The organism is Billgrantia lactosivorans (assembly GCF_003254665.1).
Taxonomy (GTDB): Bacteria; Pseudomonadota; Gammaproteobacteria; order Pseudomonadales; family Halomonadaceae; genus Halomonas; species Halomonas lactosivorans.
This window is the reverse complement of sequence record NZ_QHGY01000005.1, coordinates 112835-138472: the sequence shown is the minus strand read 5'-3', so window position 1 is coordinate 138472 and position 25638 is coordinate 112835. Positions and strand designations below refer to the sequence as shown.

The following is a 25638-nucleotide window of genomic DNA, read 5'->3' as shown; positions in this document are numbered from 1 at the left end:
GGTCATAGCGGAGGTCATTTGCCATGGATGGCAAATGTAGCGCTCAGGGATGGGTTTACAGCGCCTCCGCGAGACCTGTCGACGGAGAGCCGCGTGGATAGGCAGCAAGATACGCCACGGCGATAACCTAGACCGGACAGGCAAAGGGCCACAGAGCCCGGGAGAACGATATGGTAGGCCAGACGCTTTACGACAAGCTGTGGTCGCAGCACCTGGTGAAGGAGCGCGACGACGGCACCGCACTGATCTACATCGACCGCCAGTTGCTGCACGAAGTGACCTCGCCGCAGGCCTTCGAGGGGCTGCGCCTGGCCGGGCGCAAGCCGTGGCGCCTCGACGCCAACCTGGCCACGCCGGACCACAACGTGCCGACCACGCTCAAGGAGCGCGCCGAGGGCAACGCCGGCATCAAGGACCCGGTGTCGCTGATCCAGGTGCAGACGCTGGACGACAACTGCGTCGAGTTCGGCATCGAGGAGTTCAAGATCAACGACCCGCGCCAGGGCATCGTCCACGTGGTGGGGCCGGAGCAGGGCGCCACCCTGCCGGGCATGACCGTGGTCTGCGGCGACTCCCACACCGCCACCCATGGCGCCTTCGCCGCGCTGGCCCATGGCATCGGCACCTCCGAGGTGGAGCACGTGCTGGCTACCCAGTGCCTGCTGGCGCAGAAGATGAAGAACATGCAGGTGCGCGTCGAGGGCAAGCTGGGCGCCGGCGTCACCGCCAAGGATATCGTGCTGGCCATCATCGGCCGCATCGGAACCGCCGGCGGCACCGGCTACGCCATCGAGTTCGCCGGCAGTGCCATTCGCGACCTCTCCATGGAGGGGCGCATGACCGTGTGCAACATGGCCATCGAGGCCGGTGCCCGGGTCGGCCTGATCGCCGTCGACGACACCACCATCGACTACCTCGCCGAGCGTCCCTTCGCCCCCAGGGGCGAGCTGTGGCAGGCCGCGGTGGCCGACTGGCGCAATCTGGTCTCCGATGCGGACGCCCGGTTCGACAAGGTGGTCACCCTGGATGCCGCCGAGATCGAACCCCAGGTCAGCTGGGGCACCAGCCCCGAGATGGTCACCGGCGTCTCCGGCGAGGTTCCCGACCCGGCCGAGCAGAACGACGACACCGTCAAGCGCGGCTACACCCGTGCGCTGGAGTACATGGGCCTCGCGCCCAAGCAGAAGATTACCGAGATCAAGCTCGACAAGGTGTTCATCGGCTCGTGCACCAACTCGCGCATCGAGGATCTGCGCGAGGCGGCCAAGGTGGCACGCGGCAAGAAGGTGGCCGACTCCATCAAGCTTGCCATGGTGGTGCCGGGCTCCGGCCTGGTGAAGCGCCAGGCCGAAGCCGAGGGGCTCGACAAGATCTTCATCGAAGCGGGCTTCGAGTGGCGCGAGCCGGGCTGCTCCATGTGCCTGGCGATGAACGCCGACAAGCTCGGCGCCGGCGAGCACTGCGCCTCCACCTCGAACCGCAATTTCGAGGGACGCCAGGGCTACGGCGGGCGCACCCACCTGGTCAGCCCGGCCATGGCCGCCGCCGCCGCCATTGCCGGCCATTTCGTCGATGTGCGTCGTCTCGACGCCCAGCCCGTTGCAGAGGAGGCCTGAGCCATGAGGAAGTTCGAACGCACCGAAGGGCTCGTCGCCCCGCTCGACCGGGCCAACGTCGACACCGACTTGATCATTCCCAAGCAGTTCCTGAAGTCGATCAAGCGTACCGGCTTCGGCGTCAACCTGTTCGACGAGCTGCGCTACCTCGACGAGGGGCAGCCCGGCCAGGACGTTTCCCAGCGCCCGCTGAACCCGGATTTCGTGCTCAACCAGCCGCGCTATCAGGGTGCGAGCGTGCTGCTCGCACGGCGCAACTTCGGCTGCGGCAGCTCCCGCGAGCACGCCCCCTGGGCGCTGGAAGACTTCGGCTTTCGCGTGGTGATCGCGCCGAGCTTCGCCGACATCTTCTACAACAACGCCTTCAAGAACGGCCTGTTGCTGATCACGCTGCCGGAAGAGACCGTGGATCGCCTGTTCCGCGAGGTGGAGGCCAGCGAAGGCTATCGTCTCGACGTGGACCTCGAGAACCAGCGGGTCATCACCCCCTCTGGCGAGATTCTCGAGTTCGAGGTCGATGCCTTCCGCAAGCACTGCCTGCTCGAGGGGCTCGACGACATCGGCATCACCCTGCAGGACGAGGAGGCCATTCGTGCCTTCGAACAGCGCCACCGTGCCGAGCGGCCGTGGCTGTTCCGCGAGAGCGCTCAGGCCTGACCGCTCTTAACTTTTTTGCATCTGTCGCTGGGGCGGGGCTGGTTCCCATCACCCCGCGGGGCTGATCCGGCGGCAGGCCTTCGAGGAGGCGCTGTGAACCCGTCCCTGGGCGCTACTTTTGCCATCCATGGCAAAAGACCTCCTCTTCGGCCTGCCCCCGGCGCCCCGCTTGCGACGGCGTAGTCAACCAAGGAAACAACGATGACACGCAAGATTCTGGTACTGCCGGGTGACGGCATCGGCCCCGAGATCACCGCCCAGGCCAGTCGCATCCTGGCTGCCTGCCAGGCCCGCGGCCTCGACGTCGAGGTGGAGGAGGCGCTGGTGGGTGGCAGCGCCTATGACGAGCACGGCGAGCCGCTGCCCGCCGTGACCCTGGACAAGGCCAAAGCCGCCGACGCCATCCTGCTCGGCGCCGTGGGCGGTCCCAAGTGGGACAAGCTCGAGGACCTTGCCAAGCGCCCCGAGAAGGGCCTGCTCGGCCTGCGCAAGAACCTCGGCCTGTTCGCCAACCTGCGCCCGGCCATCACTTATCCGCAGCTGGCCAGCGCCTCCAGCCTCAAGCCCGAGCTGGTGGCGGGGCTGGATATCATGATCGTGCGCGAGCTGACCGGCGGCATCTACTTCGGCCAGCCCCGCGGCATCGAGATGCGCGACGGCCAGCGGGTCGGCTTCAACACCTATGTCTATTCCGAGAGCGAGATCGAGCGCATCGGCCGGGTCGCCTTCGAGCTGGCGCAGAAGCGCGGCAAGCGCCTGTGCAGCGTCGACAAGGCCAACGTGCTCGAGGTCACCATCCTGTGGCGCGAGGTGATGGAACGGCTGGCGCCGGAGTATCCCGACGTCGAGCTCTCGCACATGTATGTCGACAACGCCGCCATGCAACTGGTGCGCGCGCCCAAGCAGTTCGACGTGATGGTCACCGGCAACATGTTCGGCGACATCCTCTCCGACGCCGCTGCCATGCTGACCGGTTCCATCGGCATGCTGCCCTCGGCCTCGCTCAACGAGAGCGGCCAGGGCATGTACGAGCCGTGCCACGGCAGCGCGCCGGACATCGCCGGCCAGAACGTCGCCAACCCGCTGGCGACCATCCTCTCGGTGGCGATGATGCTGCGCTACTCGCTCTCCGAGCCCGAGCTGGCGGGCCGTATCGAAGCGGCCGTGGGGAAAGTGCTGGACGACGGCCTGCGCACCGCGGATATTGCCTCCGAGGGCACGCGCACCGTTACCACCCGCGAGATGGGGGACGCCGTGCTGGCGGCCTTCGAGGCGGCCTGAGCGCCGTCCGCCGACGGTCGTTGCCCCGGGCCCGGCCCCGCCTGCGAGGTGGGGCCGGGTCATGTATACTATTGGCCTCATTCTTTTCAGGAGGACTTCACATGTTGAAAGTCGGTTTCGTCGGTTGGCGCGGCATGGTGGGCTCGGTGCTCATGCAGCGCATGCTGGAGGATGGAGATTTCGACGGCATCGAGCCGATCTTCTTCACCACCTCCCAGGTCGGCAAGCCCGGCCCCGACATCGGCGTGGACGTGCCTCCGCTCAAGGATGCCACCGACATCGAGGCGCTCAAGGCGCTCGACGTGGTCATCACCTGCCAGGGCGGCGACTACACCAAGCAGGTCTACGGCGACCTGCGCGGCAGCGGCTGGAAGGGCTACTGGATCGATGCCGCCAGCACCCTGCGCATGGAGGACGAGGCGACCATCGTGCTCGACCCGGTCAACCGCCACGTCATCGACGCGCAGCTGGCGCGCGGCGCCAGGACCTTCGTCGGCGGCAACTGCACCGTCAGCCTGATGCTGATGGGCCTGGGCGGGCTGTTCGAGGCCGACCTGATCGAGTGGATGACCTCCATGACCTATCAGGCCGCCTCCGGCTCCGGCGCCAAGCACATGCGCGAGTTGCTCAACCAGATGGGCGCGCTGCGCGACGTGGTCAAGAGCGAGCTAGACAACCCCTCCAGCGCCATCCTCGACATCGATCGCAAGGTGGCGGCGGTCATGAAGGGGCAGGACTTCCCGGTCGAGAACTTCACCGCGCCGCTGGCCGGTAGCCTGCTGCCTTGGATCGACACCAAGCTCGACAACGGCCAGAGCCGCGAGGAGTGGAAGGGCAGCGTCGAGAGCAACAAGATCCTCGGCCTGCAGTCCAACCCGATCCCGATCGACGGCCTCTGCGTGCGCATCGGCGCCATGCGCTCGCACAGCCAGGCCTTTACCATCAAGTTGAAGAAAGATGTGCCGATAGATGAAATCGAGGAGCGCATCGCCAAGCACAACGAATGGGTCAAGGTGATCCCCAACGACAAGGACGCCACGATTTCGGGCCTGACGCCGGCAGCTGTCACCGGAACGCTCGACGTGCCGGTGGGACGCCTGCGCAAGCTGAACATGGGGGGCGAGTACCTCTCGGCCTTCACCGTTGGCGACCAGTTGCTGTGGGGCGCCGCCGAACCGCTCAAGCGCATGCTGAAGATCCTGCGCGAGCAGTGATCGTCTCGCAGTTGCCAGCGACGGGGCATCTCCTGCGGGAGGTGCCCCGTTTTTGCATGGGGGCGGCAGTCCCTCGTGGCGTGAGGGGAGCGTAGGCAGCGCCGCCCCCGGGGCGAGGAGCGGGCGGCAGGAGGATATGGTACATATTCCGGCATAAGCTTGCCCCGGCGTCCCAGGTGCCGGACGCTGAAGAGGCAAGCGGCAACGCAAGGGAGCTCAATGAGACGCAAGTTGACATTAGCCATGCTGCTGGCGCTGGCGGCCGCAAGCCCACAGGCGCTGGCACTGGGGGTGGGGGAGGTCGAGGTGCGTTCCTCGCTCAATGCACCGTTGCGTGCCGTCATCCCGCTCACCGATACGGACGGGCTCGACCCCGAGCGGCTGCGCGTCGCCGTGGCCGAGCCGCGCGAGTTCGAGTCTGCCGGGCTCTCGCGCACCCCGCTGGCGGCCAGCGTGCGTGCCGACGTGGAGGTGCGCCAGGGGCAGTGGGTGGTGGCGCTTGCCAGCGAGAGGCCCGTGCGCGAGCCCTGGATGGACCTGCTGCTGCGTTTCGACTGGCCCGCGGGGCGCCAGCTGCGCGAGGTCACCCTGCTGCTCGATCCACCCGACTACGACAGCCTGCCCGTGCTGGTCAGCGGATCGAGTGCCCAGGCCGAGCCCGCTGCCCGACCCTCGGACGAGACACCCCGGCCCGAGATCGAGTCCGCCTCCCGGCCTGTCGCCTCCCGTGCGAGCTCGCCACGAGGGCACGATCGCGCCTGGGTCGGCAGCGGCGACACGCTGTGGTCGGTCGCCGGGCGCCTGCTGCCCGACAGCGACATCAGCATGGACCAGATGATGGTGGCGCTGGTCGAAGCCAACCCCGACGTCTTCCCCTCGGGCAACATCAATGCCATGCGTGCCGGCCACGATCTGGTGGTGCCGTCGCGCGAGGCCCTCGGTGCGCGCACAGCGAGCGAGGCCTCCGACATCGTGCAGGCCATGAACCGGGCCTGGGCCAATCGGGGCGATGGTACGCCCGCCAGCGTTCCCCTGGCGCCTTCCCCGGCGCCGACGATCGAGGTGGCGGCAATAACCGCCGCTGGCGAGCTGGCATCCTCCTCGCCGGCCGAGGCGCAGCCGGCTCGACCGGTCGAGCCCGAGGCCGCTGACGCCACCGAATCGCCGCGGCTCACCCTGCTCAGCGATGAGCAGCTGGCCGCCGAGGCCGCCATGGGCGTGGCCGAAGGGCGCGGTCGTCCGGCCCCGACGGCAGAAGCGGAGGTCGGCCGCTCCGGCGATGTGCTCGATGCCGAGGTGCTGGCCGCGCTCGGGGCCGGCGAGCTGGCCCAGGCGGCCGGAGATCCTCGCTTGGCGCAGCTCGAATCGCGCTGGCAGGAGAGCCGGGCTGCGCTGGAGGCGGTGGAGGCCGAGCGCGACGCCCTGCAGCAGGAGCTGGGCGGCCTGCGCGACGAAGTCGAGGCCATGCGAGCACAGCTGGCCGCGCTGCTGGACAGCAGGGCGGCCGACGAAGGGGCGGGTGGCAGCGCGACGACACAGCACGAGCCCGCTCCCGAGGCCGATGCCCCCTGGTGGGGGGCGGCCTATCCGCTCTCCGTCGATCGCAACCTCATCCTGGGGGGGGCCGGCCTGGCGGCGTTGCTGGGGCTGTGGCTATGGCTGCGCCGCCGTCAGCGTCGCGAGGCGGCGCCGGCAACGGGCAGCAGCGCCATGCCCAACCGGGTCCACGGCATGCCTCCGCCCGGCCACGTGGCGTCTCCCCCGGGCTACGCCAGCGATCCGGTCCCGCCCGCTGCGACGGGGATGAGCGTCGGCGAGGCGGGGGGGGCTGTGGAGGAGCTGCCGCGTACCGCGATGCCCCAGGCCGAAGCGATCAGCGAGGCGGACATCTTCATGGCCTACGGCCGCTACGATCAGGCCAGGGAGTTGCTGGAGGCGGGGCTGGCAAGCGACCCCGAGCGGCACGACCTGCGGCTGAAGCTGCTCAACGTGAACGTCGAGCAGGGCGACCGGCAGGCGGCCGAGCGTCAGGCGCAGCGCTTGGCCGAAACCGGCGACTCCGTCCTGGTGGCCGAGGCGGGACGGCTGCTGGCCAAGCACCAGCCCGCGGCGCCCGATGGCGGTTCCCGCCCGATCAGCGAGGCGACGCCCGCGCCCGGCGCCGAGGCGAAAGGCGAACCTGAAGGCGAGGCGGATGACGAGTCTCAGGGACAGGCCGCGGGGTCAGGCACCGCGGGGGAGAGTCCGGAGCGGGAGTCGCTCGACTTCCCCCCGCTCGCGTTCGCCGAAGGCGACGAGGCTCCGCCGGCGCCCCGGGAAGCGCCGTGGCGGGAGACGTCGGCGGCCGAGCCGCCGGGGCAGAGCGACGAAGCGCCGGTCGCTGAGGGTCAGGGCCGACATCCTCCCGTCGAGCGCAACGAGCCGGTGGGGTGGCGCACCATCGACTACCAGCCGCCCACCCTGGACCCCGAGCCGCCGCCGCGTACAGAGACCCCCATGCAGCCCAGCGTCGAGTTTCCGCATGTGGACGCCGCGCGCAGTGCCGATCAGGGAGACGCTGCACCGGCACGACCGAGCGCGGCGGCGGACGAGCTGGCGGACGAAGCCGAATGGGAGGTGGAGGAGGTGGCCTTCCCGCCGCTGGACCGCGATAATGGTGCGCTCCCGGGCGATACCGCCAGGCAAGACGACCTGGAACGTGCCCGCCTTTTGCTCGAGCGCGGTGACGTGGAGCGGGCCCGCCCGCTGTTGCAGCGGCTGCAGGAGGATACCGGCGATCCCCAGGTGCGAGACGTGGCCCGGGATCTGATCTCACACTATCGACTCTGACGGTGGCATGACCCTGTTTCGACCTCTCGACGATCGTCGCCCCCTGAGTGGCCGCCTGGCCCTGGGGGTGGAATACGACGGCAGCGCCTACTGCGGCTGGCAGCGACTCAAGCATGCGCCCTCGGTACAGGGCGAGCTGGAGCGGGCGCTTGCCAAGGTGGCGAGCCGGCCGGTCACGGTGCACGCCAGCGGACGCACCGATTCCGGCGTGCATGCCACGCGCCAGATCGTGCACTTCGACGCCCCCGCGCCGCGCTCGCAGAAGGCCTGGGTGTTCGGCGTCAACGCCAACCTGGCGCGCGATGTGGCGGTGCGCTGGGTACGCGAGGTGCCCGAGGATTTCCACGCCCGCTTCAAGGCGCTGGCGCGCCGCTATCGCTACGTCATTCTCAATCAGCCGAGCCGGCCGGTACTGGAGCGCGCCAACGTCACCTGGTGCCGCGATCCGCTCGACGCCGAGGCCATGCATCGCGCGGCCCAGGCGCTGGTCGGCGAGCACGACTTCTCCAGCTTCCGGGCGGCGGGCTGCCAGTCGAAGACGCCCTGGCGCCACCTGCACTTCATCGAGGTGCATCGGCACGGCCCGCTGGTGGTGGTCGACGTGCAGGGCAATGCCTTCCTGCACCACATGATCCGCAACATCGTCGGCGCGCTGGTCAGCGTGGGGCGCGGCGAACGGGGTGACGACTACCTGGCCGAACTGCTGGCGCTGAGGGACCGCACCCTTGCCGACGTCACTGCCCCGGCCTGTGGCCTGCACTTCGTCGATTCGCTCTACGACGACGCCTGGGGCCTGCCGGCGGAGCCGCTGGGGCCGAACCTGCTGGCCTTTCTGGGCGAATGGACCGGCGAGCGTGAACTGCCGGCCTGCCCCATGGTCGAATTTCGCCGAGGCCGGCCCGTCGCCGAGCCGGCCCACGGCGCACCCGTGGTGGAGGAGGGGAAGCCATGATGCCATCCCGCACCCGCATCAAGTTCTGCGGCCTGACCCGTGAGCGGGACGTGACCGAGGCCGTGTCCGCCGGGGCCGATGCGCTCGGCTTCGTGCTCTGGCCCGGCAGCCGGCGTCACGTCGACGAGGAGCGGCTTGCGGCCCTGTCGGACCGGGTGCCGGCCTTCGTGGTCCGGGTGGGGCTGTTCGTCGACCCCTCACCCGAGCTCGTGCGGCGCGCGAGCCCTCATCTCGACCTGCTGCAGTTCCACGGCGACGAGCCCCCGGCCTTCTGTGGCGGGTTCGGGCGCCCCTGGATCAAGGCGCTGCGCATGCGCGACGACCTCGATCTGCACGCCGCGGCCGCGGCCTACCGCGGCGCCCGGGCGCTGCTGCTGGATGCCTATCGGCCGGGGCTGCCGGGCGGTACCGGGGAGACCTTCGACTGGTCGCGAATCCCCGCAAACCTGGAAAAACCTGTTATTCTCGCGGGTGGGCTGACCCCGGGCAACGTGGCCGACGCCATCGAGCGCGTCACCCCCTTCGCGGTGGACGTCTCCGGCGGCGTGGAAGCCGAGCCCGGCTGCAAGGATCCCCGCCTGCTGTCGGCCTTCGCCGCGGCGGTGGCCCAGGCCGACCGCAAGCGCCTGGGATGACTGTTTTCGCCCGAGCCCGACCCAACCCTGTCCCTTATGGCGACCCTATGAGGTGTCTTTAGTGAGCAAGTTCAGTGACCTGACCCGACTGCCGGACGCCCGCGGCCACTTCGGCCCCTATGGCGGCCGGTTCGTCTCGGAGACCCTGAGCTTCGCCCTGGACGATCTGGAGAAGACCTACCTGCGTCTTCGCGACGATCCCGATTTCCAGGCCGAATTCGACTACGACCTGGCCCATTACGTGGGCCGTCCTTCTCCGCTCTACCATGCGGAGCGATGGTCGCAGCAGCTCGGCGGGGCACAGGTCTGGCTCAAGCGCGAGGATCTCAACCATACCGGCGCGCACAAGGTGAACAACACCATCGGTCAGGCGCTGCTGGCCAAGATGAGCGGCAAGCCGCGGGTGATCGCCGAGACCGGCGCCGGCCAGCACGGCGTGGCCACGGCCACCGTGGCGGCGCGCCTGGGGCTTGCCTGCGAGGTCTACATGGGCGCCGAGGACGTCGAGCGCCAGAAGCTCAACGTCTACCGCATGCGCCTGCTCGGGGCCAAGGTGATTCCGGTCGAATCCGGCACGCGCACGCTGAAGGATGCCATGAACGAGGCGCTGCGTGACTGGGTCACCAACGTCGACGACACCTTCTACATCATCGGCACCGTGGCCGGGCCGCACCCCTATCCCATGCTGGTGCGCGACTTCAACGCCGTGGTCGGCCGCGAGGCGCGCCGCCAGTCGCTGGAGGAGTTCGGCAGGCTGCCCGATGCGCTGATCGCCTGCGTCGGCGGTGGCTCCAATGCCATGGGCCTGTTCTACCCCTTCGTCGAGGATGACGAGGTCGCCATGTACGGCGTCGAGGCCGGCGGCGACGGCGTCGATACCGGGCGGCATGCCGCACCGCTGGCGTCGAACGCGCCGCGCGGCGTGCTCCACGGCAATCGCACCTACCTGATGTCCGACGAAGGCGGCCAGGTCTCCGACACCCACTCGATCTCCGCCGGCCTGGACTACCCGGGGGTGGGGCCCGAGCACGCGCTGTGGAAGGACGTCGGGCGGGTGCAGTACGTGGCGGCCAACGACGACGCCGTGCTCGAGGCGTTCCGCGAGCTGACCCGGGTGGAGGGCATCATGCCGGCGCTGGAGTCGGCCCATGCGCTGGCGCATGCCAAGGTGCTGGCGCCGACCATGCGCCCCGACCAGCACATCGTGGTCAACCTCTCCGGCCGCGGCGACAAGGACATCATGACGGTCGCCAAGATCGACGGGCTGGAGTTCTGACCATGAATCGCATCGACAAACGCTTTGCCGAACTCAAGGCCGAGGGCCGCCGGGCGCTGATCCCCTACATCACCGCCGGTGATCCGGCGCCCCAGTACACCGTCGGTTACCTCCATGCACTGGTCGAAGCCGGCGCCGACGTGCTCGAGCTGGGGGTGCCGTTCTCCGACCCCATGGCCGACGGCCCGGTGATCCAGAAGGCCTGTGAGCGGGCGCTGAGGCACCACGTGCGCCTGACCCACCTGTTCGAGATGGTGCGCGAGTTCCGTCAGGCCGACGGCGACACCCCGGTCGTGCTGATGGGCTATCTCAACCCGATCGAGCGCATCGGCCTCGAGGCGTTCGCCGACCAGGCCGCCGCCGCCGGCATCGACGGTGTGCTGACCGTGGACATGCCGCCCGAGGAGGCCGACGAGTTCGGTCCCATCCTCAAGGCGCGCGGCCTGGCCTCGATCTTTCTCGTCGCCCCTACCACTTCCCGCGAGCGGGCCGCTACAATATGCGCCCATGGCGAGGGTTACCTCTACTATGTTGCGCTCAAGGGCGTGACCGGGGCCGCCACGCTCAACGCCGACGACGTGGCCGAGCACCTGGCGCCGCTGCGCGAGCTGACCGAGCTGCCGCTGTGCGTCGGCTTCGGCATCCGCGACGGCGCCTCGGCGGCCGAGGTCGGCAAGGTCGCCGATGGCGTCATCGTCGGCAGTGCCCTGGTCAGTCGCATCGCCGACAACGCCGAGCGGCCCGAAGCGATCGCCGCTGAGCTCAAGGCGGTGCTCGGCGAGATGCGCCAGGCCCTGGATGCGCTGCCCGCTCGCTGAGCTTGCCCTTGCCCGAGATTCGATTCATGACGCCCGGCTCCGCCGGGCGCAACAGCATACGGAAGTCCTTCTGACATGAGCTGGCTCGACAAGATTGTTCCCTCCATGGGGCGGATTCAGCGCAAGGACCGGCGGGCCAGCGTGCCCGACGGCCTGTGGCGCAAGTGTCCCAAGTGCGAGGCGGTACTCTACCTGCCCGAACTGGAAAAGCATCACAACGTCTGCCCCAAGTGCGACCACCACCTGCGCCTGACCGCGCGCAAGCGGCTCGACTGGTTTCTCGACAAGAGCGGGCGCGAGGAGATCTCGGCCGAGCTCGAGCCGGTGGACCGCCTCAAGTTTCGCGACTCCAAGAAGTACAAGGATCGCCTCGCCGCGGCCCAGAAGGAGACCGGCGAGAAGGACGCGCTGGTGGCCATGCGTGGCACCCTGGATGGCCTGCCGGTGGTCGTGGTGGCCTTCGAGTTCACCTTCATGGGGGGCTCGATGGGCGCCGTGGTGGGCGAGAAGTTCGTGCGTGTCGCCAGCCTGGCGCTCGAGGAGCGCATCCCCTTCGTCTGCTTCTCGGCCTCCGGCGGGGCGCGGATGCAGGAGGCGCTGTTCTCGCTGATGCAGATGGCCAAGACCTCGGCAGCGCTGGAGCGGCTGCGCGAGGCCGGGGTGCCCTACATCTCGGTGCTCACCGACCCCGTGTTCGGCGGCGTCTCGGCCTCGCTGGCCATGCTCGGCGATCTCAACGTGGCCGAGCCCAACGCGCTGATCGGCTTCGCCGGCCCGCGGGTCATCGAGCAGACCGTGCGCGAGAAGCTGCCCGAGGGTTTCCAGCGCAGCGAGTTCCTGCTCGAGCACGGTACGGTGGACATGATCGTGGCCCGCGGCGAGATGCGCGAGCGGCTAGGTGCCGTGCTGCGCAAGCTCACCCACCAGCCGCCCCAGGGCCTGGAACTTCCCGGTCCCCTCGAACCGGACCTGGTCGACGAGGCCGAGCGTGCGGCTGCGGAGGAGGGCGAGATACTCGACCCCATCGAGTCGGGTGCGCCCGAGCAACCGGCCTCGTCCGAGGACGCCGACCGCTCTGACGCGACGCGCTGACCGCTCGTGCTGCCTTCGACCCCAACCCGCACGCTGGACGACTGGCTCGGCTATCTGGAGCGGGCCCATCCGGTGGGTATCGACCTCGGCCTCGAGCGCGTGGCCGAGGTCGCCCGCCGCATGGGGCTGCTGGAGCAGCGCCTGGCTCCGTGCATCATCACCGTGGCCGGCACCAACGGCAAGGGCTCGACGGTGGCGATCATCGAGGCCGTGGCCCGGGCGCATGGCCTTGCCACCGCCGCCTACACCTCGCCCCACCTGCTGCGCTACAACGAAAGGCTGCGGCTCGATGGCCGTGAAGCGGACGATGCCAGCCTCATCGCCGGCTTCGAAGCCGTCGACTCGGCGCGGCTGGCCGGCGATCCCGTGAGCCTGACCTACTTCGAAGCCGGCACCCTGGCAGCACTTTGGGTCATCGCCCGCTGCCGCCCCGACCTTGCCGTGCTCGAGGTCGGACTGGGGGGAAGGCTCGATGCGGTCAACGTGATCGATGCCGATGTCGCCGTCATCACCACCATTGCCCTCGACCATGCCGACTACCTCGGCAGCGACCTCGATGGTATCGGGCGAGAGAAGGCCGGCATCATGCGCGCCGGTCATCCCGCCGTCCTGGGCAGCAGCCAGTTGCCCGCCAGCGTGGGCCAATGCGCCGAGGCGCTGGGCGCGCCGGTCACGCTGCTGGGCCATGACTTTCACTGGAAGCGCGGCGTCGAGGGGCGCTTCAGCTGGCTGGGGGCTGCCGCCGAAGGGACGCCCCCGCGCCTCGCGGACTTGCCTGACCCAGGCCTGCCGCTGGACAATGCGGCTACGGCGCTGCAGGCGCTGGTATCGGCGGGCGTTGCGCTCGACGAGGTGAATTGCCGGCTGGCGCTGCGTGAACTGCAGGTACCCGGTCGCATGCAGTGGCTGGGACAGTGGTGCCTGGACGTCGGCCACAACCCGCACGCGGCCGCCTACCTGGCGAGCAGGCTGGCGGCGCAGCCATGCCGTGGGCGCACCTGGGTGCTGCTCGGCATGCTGGGCGACAAGGATGCCGACGGTGTCATCGCGGCCCTCGCCGAGGTGGCGGATGGCTGGGTTGCGGTGACCCTGGCCGGCGAGCGGTCACGTCCCGCCGCGGACCTGGCGGGGCGCATCGAGGCGCACGGAGAACATGTCGCTTACCAGGGCCAGACTCCCGAGGACGGGGCGTCGTGGCTGGCCGGGCGCCTGGCGCCCGACGATCGCGTGCTGGTATGCGGCTCCTTCCATACGGTGGCGGCCATACTGGCGTGGAAGCAGGCGCAGGCGGCCTAGCGGGGCAGGAGGGGTTGATGAAGTACGGAATGCGCGAACGAATCAGCGGTGCGATCATCCTGATTGCCCTGGCGGTGATTTTCGTGCCGATGCTGTTCGATGAACCGGCGCCCCGCGACGAGCGCCCCCAGCCGGTGCTGACCATCGAGCAGCCGGTACCGGTGGAGCGGCGCAATGTGCCCGATCCCGAGCCGCCGACGAGCCTGGGCCAGATTCGCTCGCCCGAGACGGGCTCCGAGCAGGTGGAGCCGCCTCCGCCGCTCGAGCAGGTCGAAGCCGAGCCCGATGACCCGGCACGGGTCGAGTCAGAGCCGGCGCTGGCGCTGGAACAGGGTGCAACGAACGGCGACACCGAGCCGGCCGAGGCGCCGCGGCAGGATCCGATCGCCGACCTCGCCCAGGCCGCCTCCGAGCGCCTGGCAAGCGGCCAGTCCGAGGATGACGCCGGCTCCGAGCCGGAGGCCGAGCGCCAGGCCCCTGCGGAGGGTGCCTCGCCCAGCGGAGAATGGGCTGTACAGGTGGGCAGCTTCGGCGAGTCGGGCAACGCCGAGCGCCTCGAGTCCCAACTGCAGGAGCAGGGCTTTCCCGTCTACAGCCGGCAGCGTGACAACGGCATGACCACGGTCTACGTGGGCCCCTTCGACTCCTCGGAGTCCGGTGAGCTGGCGATGAACGCGGTGAAGGAGCGGGCCAACCTCCAGGGGCTGCTGGTACGGGTGAGAGAGTGAGACCATGACCCTGACCTGGATCGACTGGGGCTTTCTCGCCGTGCTGGCCGTCTCGACCCTGGCCGGCTTCATGCGCGGCCTGGTCCGCGAGGGCCTGGGGCTGGCGGCATGGATCATCGCGCTGCTGGCGGCGCGGCTGCTCGCCGAGCCGGTGGCAGACCTGCTGTCGGGCCTGATCGAGAATGCCGACGGCCGGCTGGTACTGGCCTTCGTGCTGGTGATTCTCGGCGTGGTCCTGCTTTGCGGTATCGTCATTCGCATGGTGCATGCCGCCGTGGAGTGGGTCGGCATGGGCTTCTTCAACCGCGTCGCCGGCGCCTGCTTCGGGGTCGCCCGGGGGGCGGCGGTGCTGGTGGTGGCCACCATCCTGATCAGTCTGACGCCGCTGGCGCAGCTGCAGGCATGGCAGGAGGCCGAGCTACGGCCCACCTTCGAGCAGCTGCGCGACTGGGCGGTCAGTCAGCTCGAGGCCTGGGAAGGCCGGGTGCCCGAGGCCCCGGAGGCGTGGCGCAACATGCCGCTGCCCGAACGTCGCGACGCCGGCGAGCCCGAGCCCGGCGCCCTGTGAACAGAGCTTTTTCCAAGCCGACCGCGGTCGGCTCCCTGCAAGCGAGGTAAGGTGGAATGTGCGGTATCGTCGGCCTTCTGGCCAAGCAGACCGTGAACCAGGCGATCTACGACGCCCTGACGGTGCTCCAGCATCGCGGCCAGGACGCCGCCGGCATGATGACGTGGAGCGAAGGGCGCTTCATGCTGCGCAAGAGCAACGGCCTGGTACGCGACGTGTTCCACACTCGCCACATGGCGCGGCTGCAGGGCAATCTCGGCATCGGCCACGTGCGCTATCCGACCGCCGGCTCGTCCAGCGAGGCAGAGTCGCAGCCGTTCTATGTCAACTCTCCCTACGGCATCGCGCTGGCCCATAACGGCAACCTGACCAACTCGGACCAGCTCAAGCAGGAGCTGTTCTCCTCCGACCTGCGCCATATCAATACCAGTTCGGATTCCGAGGTGCTGCTCAACGTCTTCGCCCACGAACTGGGCAAGCAGGGCCTGCACCTCTCGCCCGGCGACATCTTCGATGCGGTGCGGCGCGTACATCGACGCTGCCGCGGCGGCTATGCCGCAGTGGCGATCATCAACGGCGTCGGCCTGGTCGCCTTCCGCGACCCCAACGGCATCCGCCCGGTGGTGTTCGGCACCCGCGACGAGGGCAAGGGCCAGGAGGTGATGATCGCCTCCGAGTCGGTGGCACTCGACGTGGGGGGCTTCGAGCTGCACCGCGACCTGGCGCCGGGCGAGGCGATCTTCGTCGACATGGAGGGGCGCTTCCACACCCAGCAGTGCGCCGATTCGCCCCAGCTGGCGCCCTGCATCTTCGAGCACGTCTACCTGGCGCGTCCCGATTCGATCCTCGACGGCGCCTACGTCTACGGGACGCGCATGCAGATGGGCCGCAAGCTCGGCGACCGTATCCGCAACGAATGGCCGGAGCACGACATCGACGTGGTGATCCCGATTCCCGATACCTCACGCACCTCGGCACTTGAGCTTGCCCAGCACCTGGGCGTGACCTATCGCGAAGGCTTCATGAAGAACCGCTACATCGGCCGCACCTTCATCATGCCGGGTCAGACCCAGCGCAAGAAATCGGTACGTCAGAAGCTCAACGCCATCGGCGTCGAGTTCAAGGGCAAGAACGTGCTGCTGGTGGACGACTCCATCGTTCGCGGCACCACCTGCAAGCAGATCATCCAGATGGCCCGCGACGCAGGGGCGAACAAGGTCTACTTCGCCTCGGCGGCCCCCCCGGTACGCTATCCTAACGTCTACGGTATCGACATGCCGGCGGCCGCGGAGCTGATCGCCCACGGGCGCAGCGAGGCGGAGGTCGGCGAGCTGATCGGCGCCGACCGCATCTTCTACCAGGACCTGGACGACCTCAAGGCCGCCTGTCGCGAGGTCAACCCGGGACTCGAGCAGTTCGACTGCTCGGTGTTCGACGGCCAGTACATCACCGGCGACATCGACGACGGCTACCTCTCGGCGCTCGAGGCCTCGCGCAACGACGCCGCCAAGCAGCAGCAGAGCGTCGGTGCCCACGCCCTGGTGGGCATGCACAATCAGGAAGACGACATCGACGACTGAGGTGGCCGAGCATGCATGACGAGACGACCCCCGACGACTGGGCGCTGGAGACCCTGGCGATTCGCGCCGGCCACCGGCGCACCCACGAGCAGGAGCACGGCGAGCCGATCTTCCCCACCTCCAGCTTCGTCTACGCCAGCGCCGCCGAGGCGGCGCGCAAGTTCAAGGGCGAGGAGCCGGGTAACGTCTACTCGCGCTTCACCAATCCCACGGTGCGAACCTTCGAGCAGCGTCTGGCGGCGCTGGAGGGCGGCGAGCGCTGCGTGGCGACCAGCTCCGGCATGGCGGCGATCCTCGCCACGGGACTCGCTTTGCTGCAGTCCGGTGACGAGATCGTCGCCTCGCGCTCGCTGTTCGGTTCCACCGTCAGCCTGTTCGACAAGTATTTCGGCAAGCTGGGTATCGCCACGCGTTACGTCGAACTCTCCGACCTGGCGGCCTGGGAGGCGGCAATCACCCCCCGCACACGGCTGCTGTTCGCCGAGACGCCCTCCAATCCGCTCTCCGAGGTGGTCGACATCGCGGCCCTCGCCGAGATCGCCCATCGCAGCGGTGCGCTGCTGGCCATCGACAACTGTTTCCTGACCCCGGCGCTGCAGAAGCCACTGGCACTGGGGGCGGACCTGGTCATCCACTCCGCCACCAAGTACCTCGATGGCCAGGGGCGGGCAGTCGGTGGCGCCGTGGTAGGACGGGACAAGGAGCTCGAGGAGGTGTTCGGCGTGGTGCGCACCTGCGGGCCGTGCCTGAGCCCGTTCAACGCCTGGATCTTCACCAAGGGCCTCGAGACGCTGACCCTGCGCATGCGCGCCCACTGCGAGAATGCCCAGGCCCTGGCCGAGTGGCTGCAGGGGCACCCGGCGGTGGCGCGGGTGCACTACAGCGGGCTGCCCGACCACCCGCAGCATGAGTTGGCCGGCCGTCAGCAGGGGGGCTATGGGGCGGTGCTGGGCTTCGAGGTCAAGGGAGGCCGCGAGGCGGCCTGGTCGGTCATCGACGCCACCCGCATGCTGTCGATCACCGGCAACCTGGGCGACGTCAAGTCGACCATCACCCACCCCGGCACCACGACCCACGGGCGGCTCTCCGACGCTCAGAAGGAGGCGGCGGGCATCGGCGAGGGGCTGATTCGCGTGGCGGTGGGGCTCGAGGCGCTCGATGACATTCGGGCCGACCTGGCACGCGGACTCGATGCCCTGATCTGAACCGCGCCGGGCGGTGTGGCGGCATTCGCGGCGAGGAGCGAACGGGGAATTTTTACGAACGTAACGTTCGGTTTTTTCAGCGCATCCTGAGCAGGCGTTACGGTATGCTGCCCCCCATCGAAGGCGAAGCTCAACGGGAGCGACGAGATGTGGCGCAACACACGCTCAGGCTGGGGCCTGGTCAGCATCCTCTTCCACTGGGCCAGCGCCGTGGCAATCCTGGGCCTGTTCCTGCTCGGCTGGTGGATGACGGACCTGGGCTACTATGACCCCTGGTACAACCGCGCACCCTGGTGGCATCGTTCCATCGGCATGCTGCTGCTGTTCGCCACGCTGCTGCGCGTGCTCTGGCGGCTGTTCCAGCCGACTCCCGTCTCCCATGGCAGCCGCCTGGAGCGTATCGCGGCCCACCTTGGCCATACCGCCCTCTACGTGCTGATGCTCACGGTGATGGTCAGCGGCTACCTGATCTCCACCGCCCGCGGGCGTGGCATCAGCGTCTTCGACTGGTTCGAGGTGCCTGCACTGGTCAGCCACCTGCCCGACCAGGCCAGTATTGCCGGCGAGATCCACTGGTACAGCGCCGTGGCGCTGCTGCTGCTGGCGGCGGGTCATACCCTGGCGGCGCTGAAGCACCATTTCCTCGACCGTCACGATACCTTCATCCGCATGTTGAACCCGGCACGTACGCGTCGCCGTTGAACGCCAGCGCCTGCGGGCGCTACCACCAAGGAGAGACCCATGTTCAAGAAAGCCGCACTCGCTACTGCCTTCGGCGCCGTTTCCCTGGCCGCCACCGGTCTGGCCCTGGCCGACGACTACGTGGTGGACACCGAAGGGCAGCATGCCTTCATCCAGTTCAAGATCAATCACCTCGGCTACTCGTACATTCTCGGCAGCTTCGAGGAGTTCGACGGGCGTTTCCAGTACGACCCCGACGATCTCGAGGCCTCCAGCGTGGAAATGGAAGTTCAGGTGGCCAGCCTCAACACCAACAATGCCGAGCGTGACAAGCATTTCCTCAGCAGCGATTTCCTGGATGCCGACGCGCATCCCACCGCGACCTTCGTTTCCACCGGCTTCGAGCCGAACGGCGACGACGAGGGCGTGTTGACCGGAGACCTGACCCTGCACGGCGAGACCCGCGAGATCGAGATGCCGGTTACCCTGATGGGTGAAGGAGACGACCCCTGGGGCGGCTATCGCGCCGGCTTCGAAGGCAGCACCAAGCTGACCCTGGCCGACTTCGGTATCGACATGAGCGACTTCCCCGAAGCCATGCACGAACTCGAACTCTACGTCACCTTCGAAGGCGTGCGTCAGTAACTCGAGCTCTGCCTATCCGCGAGAACACCCTCGGCCTGTATGCCGAGGGTGTCGTCGATCACCCCGCCAACGCTATCAGAATCGAGTACCATGCAAGCCTGAGACAAGCAGGGAGCCCACTGGTGCGCAAGTTATTCGGATGGTTATACCGCTGGTGGCAGGCAATGGCCTCGCGACGTGGATATGGCAAGGGAGATACGCGATTTCGAGCACTACTGGAAAGCCTTCCCAATGTTGCGGTTCAGGGCTATGACCGTGACAGGCGAGTGATCTATTGGAATGCTGCGAGTACTCGACTCTACGGTTACACCGCCGAGGAGGCTGCGGGGCGTTATCTCGAGGAACTCATCATTCCCGATGCCATGCAGGCGCGGGTCACAAGTGACCACGCAGCATGGCTATCGGAAGGAAAAGTGATACCCCCGGGACGCCTAGTCCTGCGAGACAAGCTGGGGCGGGCGGTACCGGTCTATTCCTACCATGTGATGCTCGACGAAGGCACGGATGAGCCGGTCATGTTCTGCGTCGACGTTCGTCTCGATATCGACGAGGCAGAGGAGCCAGCTTCGCAGTTGCCATACACCTCCCCCGCAGGGCTGAAGACGGAGTCACGGTGACAGCGGATTCCTCTCGTGATTCAACCATTTCCCGGCTGGGTCCGACGCTGTGGCGGCAGACCTGGCCGATGACCATCGGGGTGCTGGCCCTGCTGGGCTTCCAGCTCGTGGACAGTGCCTTCGTCGCTCGCCTGGGCACGGCGCCACTGGCGGCACAGTCGTTCACCTTTCCGCTGACCTTCCTCATCATCGGCGTGCAGGTGGGGCTCGGCATCGCCATAGCGGCACTGATCTCGCGCGCGCTGGGGGCCGGTGAGGGCGAACGGGCGCGGCGCCTCGGCTCGCTGGTACTGATGGTGGGCAGCGCGACCATCGCGCTGCTCGCCTGGCTGCTGTGGTGGGCCCAGGCGCCGATCTTCTCTCGCCTCGGCGCCGACGCGGCAGCGCGCATTCTGATTCGCGACTACTGGGGACCACAACTGCTGGCCGCCTGGCTCGGGGCGGTTCTCTACTTTGTCTACAGCCTGTTTCGTGCCCATGGAGATACGCGCCTGCCCGGCAAGCTGATGGTCATGACCAGCCTGGTCAACCTGCTGCTCGACCCGCTCTTCATCTTCGGCATCGGCCCCTGGGCGGGGCTCGGGCTGCCCGGCGCGGCCTGGGCCACGGCCATCGCCTTCGGCAGCGGGCTACTGCTGGCGGTCTATCGGCTGCGCCGACGCGACTGGCTGACTCGGCACGGGCTCAGGCGCGAGCTGGCCGGGTCGGCTGGCCCTTTCGCCGGCATCGCCGGGCCGGCGATGATCAGCCAGTTGATGCCGCCGCTGGCGGCCATGCTGGCCGTGTCGGTGGTGGCGAGCCTGGGCGAGTCGTCGGTGGCGGCGTGGGGCCTTGCCAGCCGCCTCGAGACGCTGTCCCTGGTGGTGGTGCTGGCCATGACCATGTCGCTGCCGCCCTGGCTGGGGCGCTGCTACGGTGCCGGCGACTGGGTTCAGGTCAGGCAACTGGTGGGGCTGGCGCTGAAGATCGTGGTGGCGTGGCAGCTCATGCTGGGGGCACTGCTGGCGCTTGTCGCGCCCTGGCTCGCGCAACTGCTGGCAGGCAGCCCGGAGGTGCGCGGCGATCTGACGGTGCTGATCCGGTTCCTGCTGCCGAGCTACGCCGCCCTCGGGGTCTGCATGCTGGTGGTATCTGCCGGCAACGCGCTGGGCTGGCCGCTGCGTGCCATGCTGATGTCCACGGCCAGGCTGTTTCTCTGCTACTTGCCGCTGCTCTGGCTGGGATCGTCGCTTGCTGGCCTGCCGGGGCTTGCCATGGGCGCGGCGCTGGGCAACGTCCTGGCGGGGGCAGTCGCCTGGCAATTGATGCGCCGCATGCTGGGGCGAGACGAGGCCAATGCATGCGACGGCACGAAACTTTTTCCTCATGAGCGAACCTGAGGCCTGTTTCGCTGTCAGGAATAGGACGTAGTGGCTCGTCCGTTCGGGTCATGAAAGCAACTCTGTGGAATGGAGCAAGTAATGAATCTCACCAAGTTTCTGACAACGATCGTGCTCACCCTGGGGATCACTGGCGTCGCGGCGGCACAGGAGATGCAGGCTCCGGCTCAGGGGGACCAGGTGGAACAGCTCGATCAGTTGCTCGACCTGGACGAGAATCAGCAGGAGGAGATCCGTGGCCTGCTGGATGAGGCCGAGCGTCAGCTGACGCCCAAGGAGGAGGAGGCCCAGGCCCTCCAGGCACGCCTCGGTGACTATGTCGGGCCCGATTACGACGAGAATCTCATTCGCGAGGACGCGTCACGCCTGGGCGACCTGACCGGCGAGATCACCGCCGAGACGGTACTGCTGCAGTCTCGCATCGAGTCGGTGTTCACCGAAGAGCAGCGCCAGCAGCTGGACGAGGCCATCGCCCAGCAGCAGCAGCAGATGGAGGACATGCAGAACCAGATGCAGCAGCAGGGAGGCCAGCCGGCCCAGCCCGCGCAGTAAGGGTTCGGCGCCGACAGCGGCTTCCGCTCGGGGAGGCGCTGTCCCCGCTACGCGGCGTGAGCGAAACCCGGTAAAAGGCCCTGTCCATTGGACAGGGCCTTTTCCATTTACCGCCCGCGCTCTGGGCCTGAGTCGCGTGACGGGCTCAATCGACGGAGGGCGGCGGGGTAGTGGCTGCCGGCCGCGATGGGGAGACGTGGGGCGCTGCCAGCTTCTCCTGCTGCCAGGCGAAGTAGAGGAACAGGGCGCCCATCACCAGGTAGCCGAGGGTGAAGTCCCAGGCGGCGTTGAAGGCCAGCTCGGGGGCGTGCATCAGGCCGACGAAGGAGAAGGCCGCCGCTACCGCGGCAAAGATGGCGGCGCGCCGGAACTGGTGATCGATGACCGAGACGGTCATGGCGCCGATGAAGATGGCCATGAACATGGCTCCCTGGCCCAGCGGCACGACGCCTGAGGAGATACCCGTTACCGTCTCCTCGGCGGCCCGGTTGAACCGCGTCATCACGTAGTTGGCGAAGTAGGGCAGCATGGCCAGCGCGACCGCGGGGTAGTAGCGCGTATCGTTGCTCTGGAAGGCGGTGGCGATCATCGACATGCCGACGAAGACCAGGATCGGGGCGACCACCGAGACCGGGATGATCGCCGCCAGGGCGGCGATCAGCCCGAACATGGTGGCCACGGCATAGACGGCGCCATTTAGGATGCTGTAGCCGCGACCGGCGCCCATCCACTTGGCCCCCACCGTGGCAATGTACACCGTGGTGGGGAAGACACCGCCGAACAGCGCGCCGATCATGGTGCCGGCGCCGTCGACCGCCTGGCACTCGCGCACGTCGTACTTGTCGCCCGCGGCCTCCATGGCCTCGACGTTGTTCATCGTCTCGATGGCGTTGTACAGCGTGATCGGCAGCACCACGGTGAGTACGGCGAGCATTCCGGTGAAGAGCAGCCCCAGGCCCTCGAACCACGCCAGGTTGGGCAGCAGCGGATAGAAGCCGAGGTGGGTGAAGGCGTCGCTGAAGCGTTCGCCGCCGGCGTCGCCGATGAGGTAGGCCATGGCGGTACCGATGACAATGGCGAACAGCGAAGTCGGCAGGCGGAACGGCATGCTGACCCGTGCCACCAGGCCGACGATGATGATGGCCAGCACCAGTAGCCCGATCACCGGCATCTCCAGCGTCTTGAACAGCATCTCGCCGGCAATGAAGGTCAAGGCGACCCCCGCGACCGCACCGAGCATCGCGGCTCGGGGCAGGTGGTACTGAACCCAGCGCCCGATCAGGCTCACCGCGGCCTCGATCGCGCCACTGATGAAGCAGGCCGCGACGGCCACCTTCCAGGCCAGCTCGGCATCGCCGGTCAACTGCTTGGCCGGCAGCAGCACGCCGAACAGGAAGACGAACATCACCGGCGTGGAGATACCGTAGGAGAGCGCAGTGACGTCGCTGCGGTTCTCCTTGCGTGCCAGGCGCGCCGCCGTCCAGGCATAGTAGAAATTGCCGACCATGACGGCCACCGCGGCGCCTGGCAGTACCTGGCCGAACACGATGGAGGCGGGGAATTCCATTCCCAGCATGGTGATGGCAATGATGACGAAGTTCGCGATATTGTTCTGGAAGAGGGCGAAGAAGGCATCGGTATCCTCCTTCTTGTACCAGGGGTAGTGCACGGGGGAAGCCGCCATGATGAGCCTCTTGCGTGTTGGGGTTGTAGTCAAGGCAGCACCAGTTTGACTACCGTCTGACTATTTGGTCAAGGCTGCCTTTGTCGTATGCCGTCGAAAGGCTAGCACGGTAAGATGGAGGACTACTTGGAGGTTTCGTTGCGCTATGCGGAAGAGACGCGTAGGCGCCCATGCATACAGGGGAAGGCTCGATGGATCCAGATGAGAGCTGTATCGTTCGCCATTTCAATCAGTACTACCCCTTGTCCGCCGAGGACAAGTCGCTGCTGATCCGACTGGAAGACAGCTCCACGCCGATCAGGGCAGGAACCTCCCTCTGGGAGGAGCGAGACCAGGCGCAGGAATTCTGTACTCTCAAGCGTGGCTGGGCGTTTTCCTATCGTGAACTGGAGAACGGCACGCGCCAGATCCTGGACATCTACCTGCCTGGCGACATCGTCGGGCTACGCGAATTCGCCTTCTCGCAGCGCCTGGCCGGCGTGCAGATGGTGGAGGACGGCGAAATCTGTTTTTTCCCCCATCGCAATCTCTTCGACATTTTCCAGCGTTCGTTCACTCTCACCTCGATCCTGTTTGCCATCGCCAGCCGCCAGCAGGTGATGCTGACGGAGCGACTCGTCAACCTGGCGAGGCGTAACGCGCGCCAGAAACTGGCCCATTTTCTGCTCGAGATGTGCCAGCGCATCAAGCAGACTCAAGGTGACGGTTGCGAGATATTCCGCCTGCCGCTGTCGCAGGAGGTCCTGGCGGACCTGCTCGGGCTCAGCCCGGTACATGTCAGCCGAACCTTCACCGCGCTGAGCGAAGATGGCCTGATCTTTCGCGAGCGTCACAGCGTGACGATACCGGACCTGGAGGCGCTCAAGCATGAGGCCGGGTTCGATGACCGTTACCTGATCGAGAACATGCGTCCGCTATTCGAGGGCATGAACGACTGAGATATCGAGCTTGCCTCGACGGGCAGGCCACGCGCGCGATGCCCCGGCCAGGGCCGGGGCATCGCGCGCGTGGCATCTGAGGCTCAGTTGACCGCGGCGATGGCCTTCGCCAGGTAGGGCAGGTTCTCGTGGGAGAAGCCGGCCACGTTGGCACGACCTGAACGCACCATGTAGATGCCGAACTCATCGCGCAGGCGGTCGACCTGTTCCGGCTGCAGGCCGGTATAGGAAAACATGCCGCGCTGCTCGCCCACGCAGGCATATTTCTGGTCGAGCCCATAGGGCTTCAGGGCTTCGACGAAATCGCGGCGCAGCGTATTGATGCGATCGCGCATTTCGGTGAGCTCTTCACGCCACAGCGCGGCCAGCTCGGCGGAGTGCAGGATCTCGCTGACGATGGCACCGCCATGTGCCGGCGGGTTGGAGTAGTTCTCGCGGGCGACGATGGCGACCTGCGAGCGGATGTTTTCCATCTGCTCGTGGTTCTTCGCCACCATGATCAGGCAGCCGGTGCGCTCGCAGTAGATGCCGAAGTTCTTCGAGCAGGAACTGGTGATGATCACCTCGTCGAGGTTCTCGGCCAGCAGGCGCACGCCGTAGGCGTCCTCCTCGAGGCCCTCGCCGAAGCCCTGGTAGGCAAAGTCGATCAGCGGCAGCAGGCCGCGCTCACGAACCACCTCGAGTACCTGCTGCCACTGCTCGCGGGAGAGGTCGAAGCCGGTGGGGTTGTGGCAGCAGGCGTGCAGCACGATGACGTCACCCGCCGGGATCTGCTTGACCGCGGCCAGCATGCCGTCGAAATCGAGGCGGTTCTCGGCGTCGACGTAGGGGTATTTGTGCAGCTCGATGCCGGCGGCGGTGAAGATACCGTGATGGTTCGGCCAGGTGGGGTTGCTGACCCAGATGCCCTTGCCGGGGAGTTGGCTGCTGATGAAGTCGGCAGCCAGGCGCAGCGCGCCGGTACCGCCCGGCGACTGGGTCGCACTGGCGCGGCCGGCCTCGAGTACCGGCGAGCCTTCGCCCAGCACCATCGGCAGGATCACCTCGCCGTATTCGGGCGCACCGTGGGAGCCGATATAGGTCTTGGTGGTTTCGTTCTTGAGCAGCAGGGCCTCGGCTTGCTTGACGGCACGCATCACCGGCGTCTTGCCCTGGGCGTCCTTGTAGACGCCGACGCCGAGATCGACCTTCTCGGGATTGGTATCCTTCTTGAAGGCCTCGATCAGGCCGAGGATGGCGTCCCCGGGGACCCGCTCAATATGTTCGAACATGTATTTCGCTACCTCGTCGGTCTGGCGACAAATTAGGAGTCGTGGCAACGTCGGGCCGGGATGCCGCGTGGCCCGCATCCCGTCCATGATGCCATCGCCTCGACCAATCTGCCACTTGGCGTGG

23 protein-coding genes are annotated in these 25638 nt (G+C 67.6%); 21 read left to right on the top strand and 2 right to left on the bottom strand.

From position 1 onward, the window contains the following. Window positions 1–170: 170 nt before the first annotated feature. From leuC to DIS04_RS12675, 20 genes are all read left to right on the top strand, one after another. Window positions 171–1616 carry a 3-isopropylmalate dehydratase large subunit gene (leuC, locus tag DIS04_RS12770; protein WP_111414159.1) on the top strand — a complete coding sequence of 482 codons (1446 nt, stop codon included), beginning with the start codon at window positions 171–173 and terminating at the stop codon, window positions 1614–1616. Window positions 1617–1619: 3 nt separating this feature from the next. Continuing rightward, complete coding sequence (gene leuD, locus DIS04_RS12765) at window positions 1620–2273, top strand: 3-isopropylmalate dehydratase small subunit (RefSeq protein WP_111414158.1); 654 nt, start codon at window positions 1620–1622, stop codon at window positions 2271–2273. A gap of 201 nt (window positions 2274–2474) precedes the next feature. Further along, window positions 2475–3554: a 3-isopropylmalate dehydrogenase gene (gene leuB, locus DIS04_RS12760; protein WP_111414157.1), complete on the top strand. Its 1080-nt coding sequence runs from the start codon at window positions 2475–2477 to the stop codon at window positions 3552–3554. Window positions 3555–3655: 101 nt separating this feature from the next. Next, on the top strand, window positions 3656–4768 hold the full coding sequence (gene asd, locus DIS04_RS12755) for an aspartate-semialdehyde dehydrogenase (RefSeq protein ID WP_111414156.1): 1113 nt from the start codon (window positions 3656–3658) through the stop codon (window positions 4766–4768). Window positions 4769–4999: 231 nt separating this feature from the next. Further along, window positions 5000–7597 (top strand): type IV pilus assembly protein FimV, encoded by a 2598-nt coding sequence (locus DIS04_RS12750; RefSeq protein ID WP_162623058.1) that lies wholly within the window; start codon window positions 5000–5002, stop codon window positions 7595–7597. 7 nt (window positions 7598–7604) lie between these two features. Continuing rightward, on the top strand, window positions 7605–8549 hold the full coding sequence (gene truA, locus DIS04_RS12745; protein WP_111414154.1) for a tRNA pseudouridine(38-40) synthase TruA: 945 nt from the start codon (window positions 7605–7607) through the stop codon (window positions 8547–8549). Beyond that, window positions 8546–9184 (top strand): phosphoribosylanthranilate isomerase, encoded by a 639-nt coding sequence (locus tag DIS04_RS12740; RefSeq protein WP_422667952.1) that lies wholly within the window; start codon window positions 8546–8548, stop codon window positions 9182–9184. The genes truA and DIS04_RS12740 overlap by 4 nt, the downstream gene beginning before the upstream one ends. A 61-nt stretch (window positions 9185–9245) precedes the next feature. After that, on the top strand, window positions 9246–10460 hold the full coding sequence (gene trpB / locus DIS04_RS12735; RefSeq protein ID WP_111414153.1) for a tryptophan synthase subunit beta: 1215 nt from the start codon (window positions 9246–9248) through the stop codon (window positions 10458–10460). A 2-nt stretch (window positions 10461–10462) separates the two neighbouring features. After that, complete coding sequence (gene trpA / locus DIS04_RS12730; RefSeq protein ID WP_111414152.1) at window positions 10463–11278, top strand: tryptophan synthase subunit alpha; 816 nt, start codon at window positions 10463–10465, stop codon at window positions 11276–11278. A 75-nt stretch (window positions 11279–11353) separates the two neighbouring features. After that, complete coding sequence (gene accD, locus DIS04_RS12725) at window positions 11354–12370, top strand: acetyl-CoA carboxylase, carboxyltransferase subunit beta (RefSeq protein WP_111414151.1); 1017 nt, start codon at window positions 11354–11356, stop codon at window positions 12368–12370. Window positions 12371–12376: 6 nt separating this feature from the next. After that, entirely contained in the window at window positions 12377–13666 is a 1290-nt protein-coding gene (gene folC, locus DIS04_RS12720; RefSeq protein ID WP_245904562.1) for a bifunctional tetrahydrofolate synthase/dihydrofolate synthase, read from the top strand. A 17-nt stretch (window positions 13667–13683) separates the two neighbouring features. Then, window positions 13684–14394, top strand: coding sequence for an SPOR domain-containing protein (locus DIS04_RS12715; protein WP_179951269.1), 711 nt, complete (start codon window positions 13684–13686; stop codon window positions 14392–14394). Between the two features lie 4 nt (window positions 14395–14398). Continuing rightward, entirely contained in the window at window positions 14399–14962 is a 564-nt protein-coding gene (locus tag DIS04_RS12710) for a CvpA family protein (protein WP_111414150.1), read from the top strand. A 56-nt stretch (window positions 14963–15018) separates the two neighbouring features. After that, window positions 15019–16542 (top strand): amidophosphoribosyltransferase, encoded by a 1524-nt coding sequence (gene purF, locus DIS04_RS12705; RefSeq protein WP_111414149.1) that lies wholly within the window; start codon window positions 15019–15021, stop codon window positions 16540–16542. A gap of 11 nt (window positions 16543–16553) precedes the next feature. Next, the gene (locus DIS04_RS12700) at window positions 16554–17747 is read left to right on the top strand and encodes an O-succinylhomoserine sulfhydrylase (RefSeq protein WP_111414148.1); all 1194 of its coding nucleotides are present in this window, start codon (window positions 16554–16556) and stop codon (window positions 17745–17747) included. Window positions 17748–17894: 147 nt separating this feature from the next. Continuing rightward, window positions 17895–18449 (top strand): cytochrome b, encoded by a 555-nt coding sequence (locus DIS04_RS12695; protein ID WP_111414147.1) that lies wholly within the window; start codon window positions 17895–17897, stop codon window positions 18447–18449. A 39-nt stretch (window positions 18450–18488) separates the two neighbouring features. Further along, the gene (locus DIS04_RS12690; protein ID WP_111414146.1) at window positions 18489–19073 is read left to right on the top strand and encodes a YceI family protein; all 585 of its coding nucleotides are present in this window, start codon (window positions 18489–18491) and stop codon (window positions 19071–19073) included. Between the two features lie 122 nt (window positions 19074–19195). After that, on the top strand, window positions 19196–19690 hold the full coding sequence (locus DIS04_RS12685) for a PAS domain S-box protein (RefSeq protein WP_245904561.1): 495 nt from the start codon (window positions 19196–19198) through the stop codon (window positions 19688–19690). Between the two features lie 68 nt (window positions 19691–19758). Then, window positions 19759–21069 carry an MATE family efflux transporter gene (locus tag DIS04_RS12680; RefSeq protein ID WP_111414145.1) on the top strand — a complete coding sequence of 437 codons (1311 nt, stop codon included), beginning with the start codon at window positions 19759–19761 and terminating at the stop codon, window positions 21067–21069. A gap of 81 nt (window positions 21070–21150) precedes the next feature. After that, window positions 21151–21621, top strand: a complete 471-nt coding sequence (locus DIS04_RS12675; RefSeq protein WP_111414144.1) for a Spy/CpxP family protein refolding chaperone — start codon at window positions 21151–21153, stop codon at window positions 21619–21621. A gap of 145 nt (window positions 21622–21766) precedes the next feature. Here the strand turns inward: DIS04_RS12675 and DIS04_RS12670 are convergent, their stop codons facing one another. Further along, window positions 21767–23305 carry an NCS2 family permease gene (locus DIS04_RS12670; protein ID WP_111414143.1) on the bottom strand — a complete coding sequence of 513 codons (1539 nt, stop codon included), beginning with the start codon at window positions 23303–23305 and terminating at the stop codon, window positions 21767–21769. A 191-nt stretch (window positions 23306–23496) separates the two neighbouring features. Between DIS04_RS12670 and DIS04_RS12665 the strand changes: the two genes are divergently transcribed. Next, entirely contained in the window at window positions 23497–24243 is a 747-nt protein-coding gene (locus DIS04_RS12665) for a Crp/Fnr family transcriptional regulator (protein ID WP_111414142.1), read from the top strand. A gap of 83 nt (window positions 24244–24326) precedes the next feature. Here DIS04_RS12665 and DIS04_RS12660 read toward each other — a convergent pair whose 3' ends face one another. Then, complete coding sequence (locus DIS04_RS12660) at window positions 24327–25514, bottom strand: amino acid aminotransferase (RefSeq protein ID WP_111414141.1); 1188 nt, start codon at window positions 25512–25514, stop codon at window positions 24327–24329. Window positions 25515–25638 lie beyond the last annotated feature (124 nt).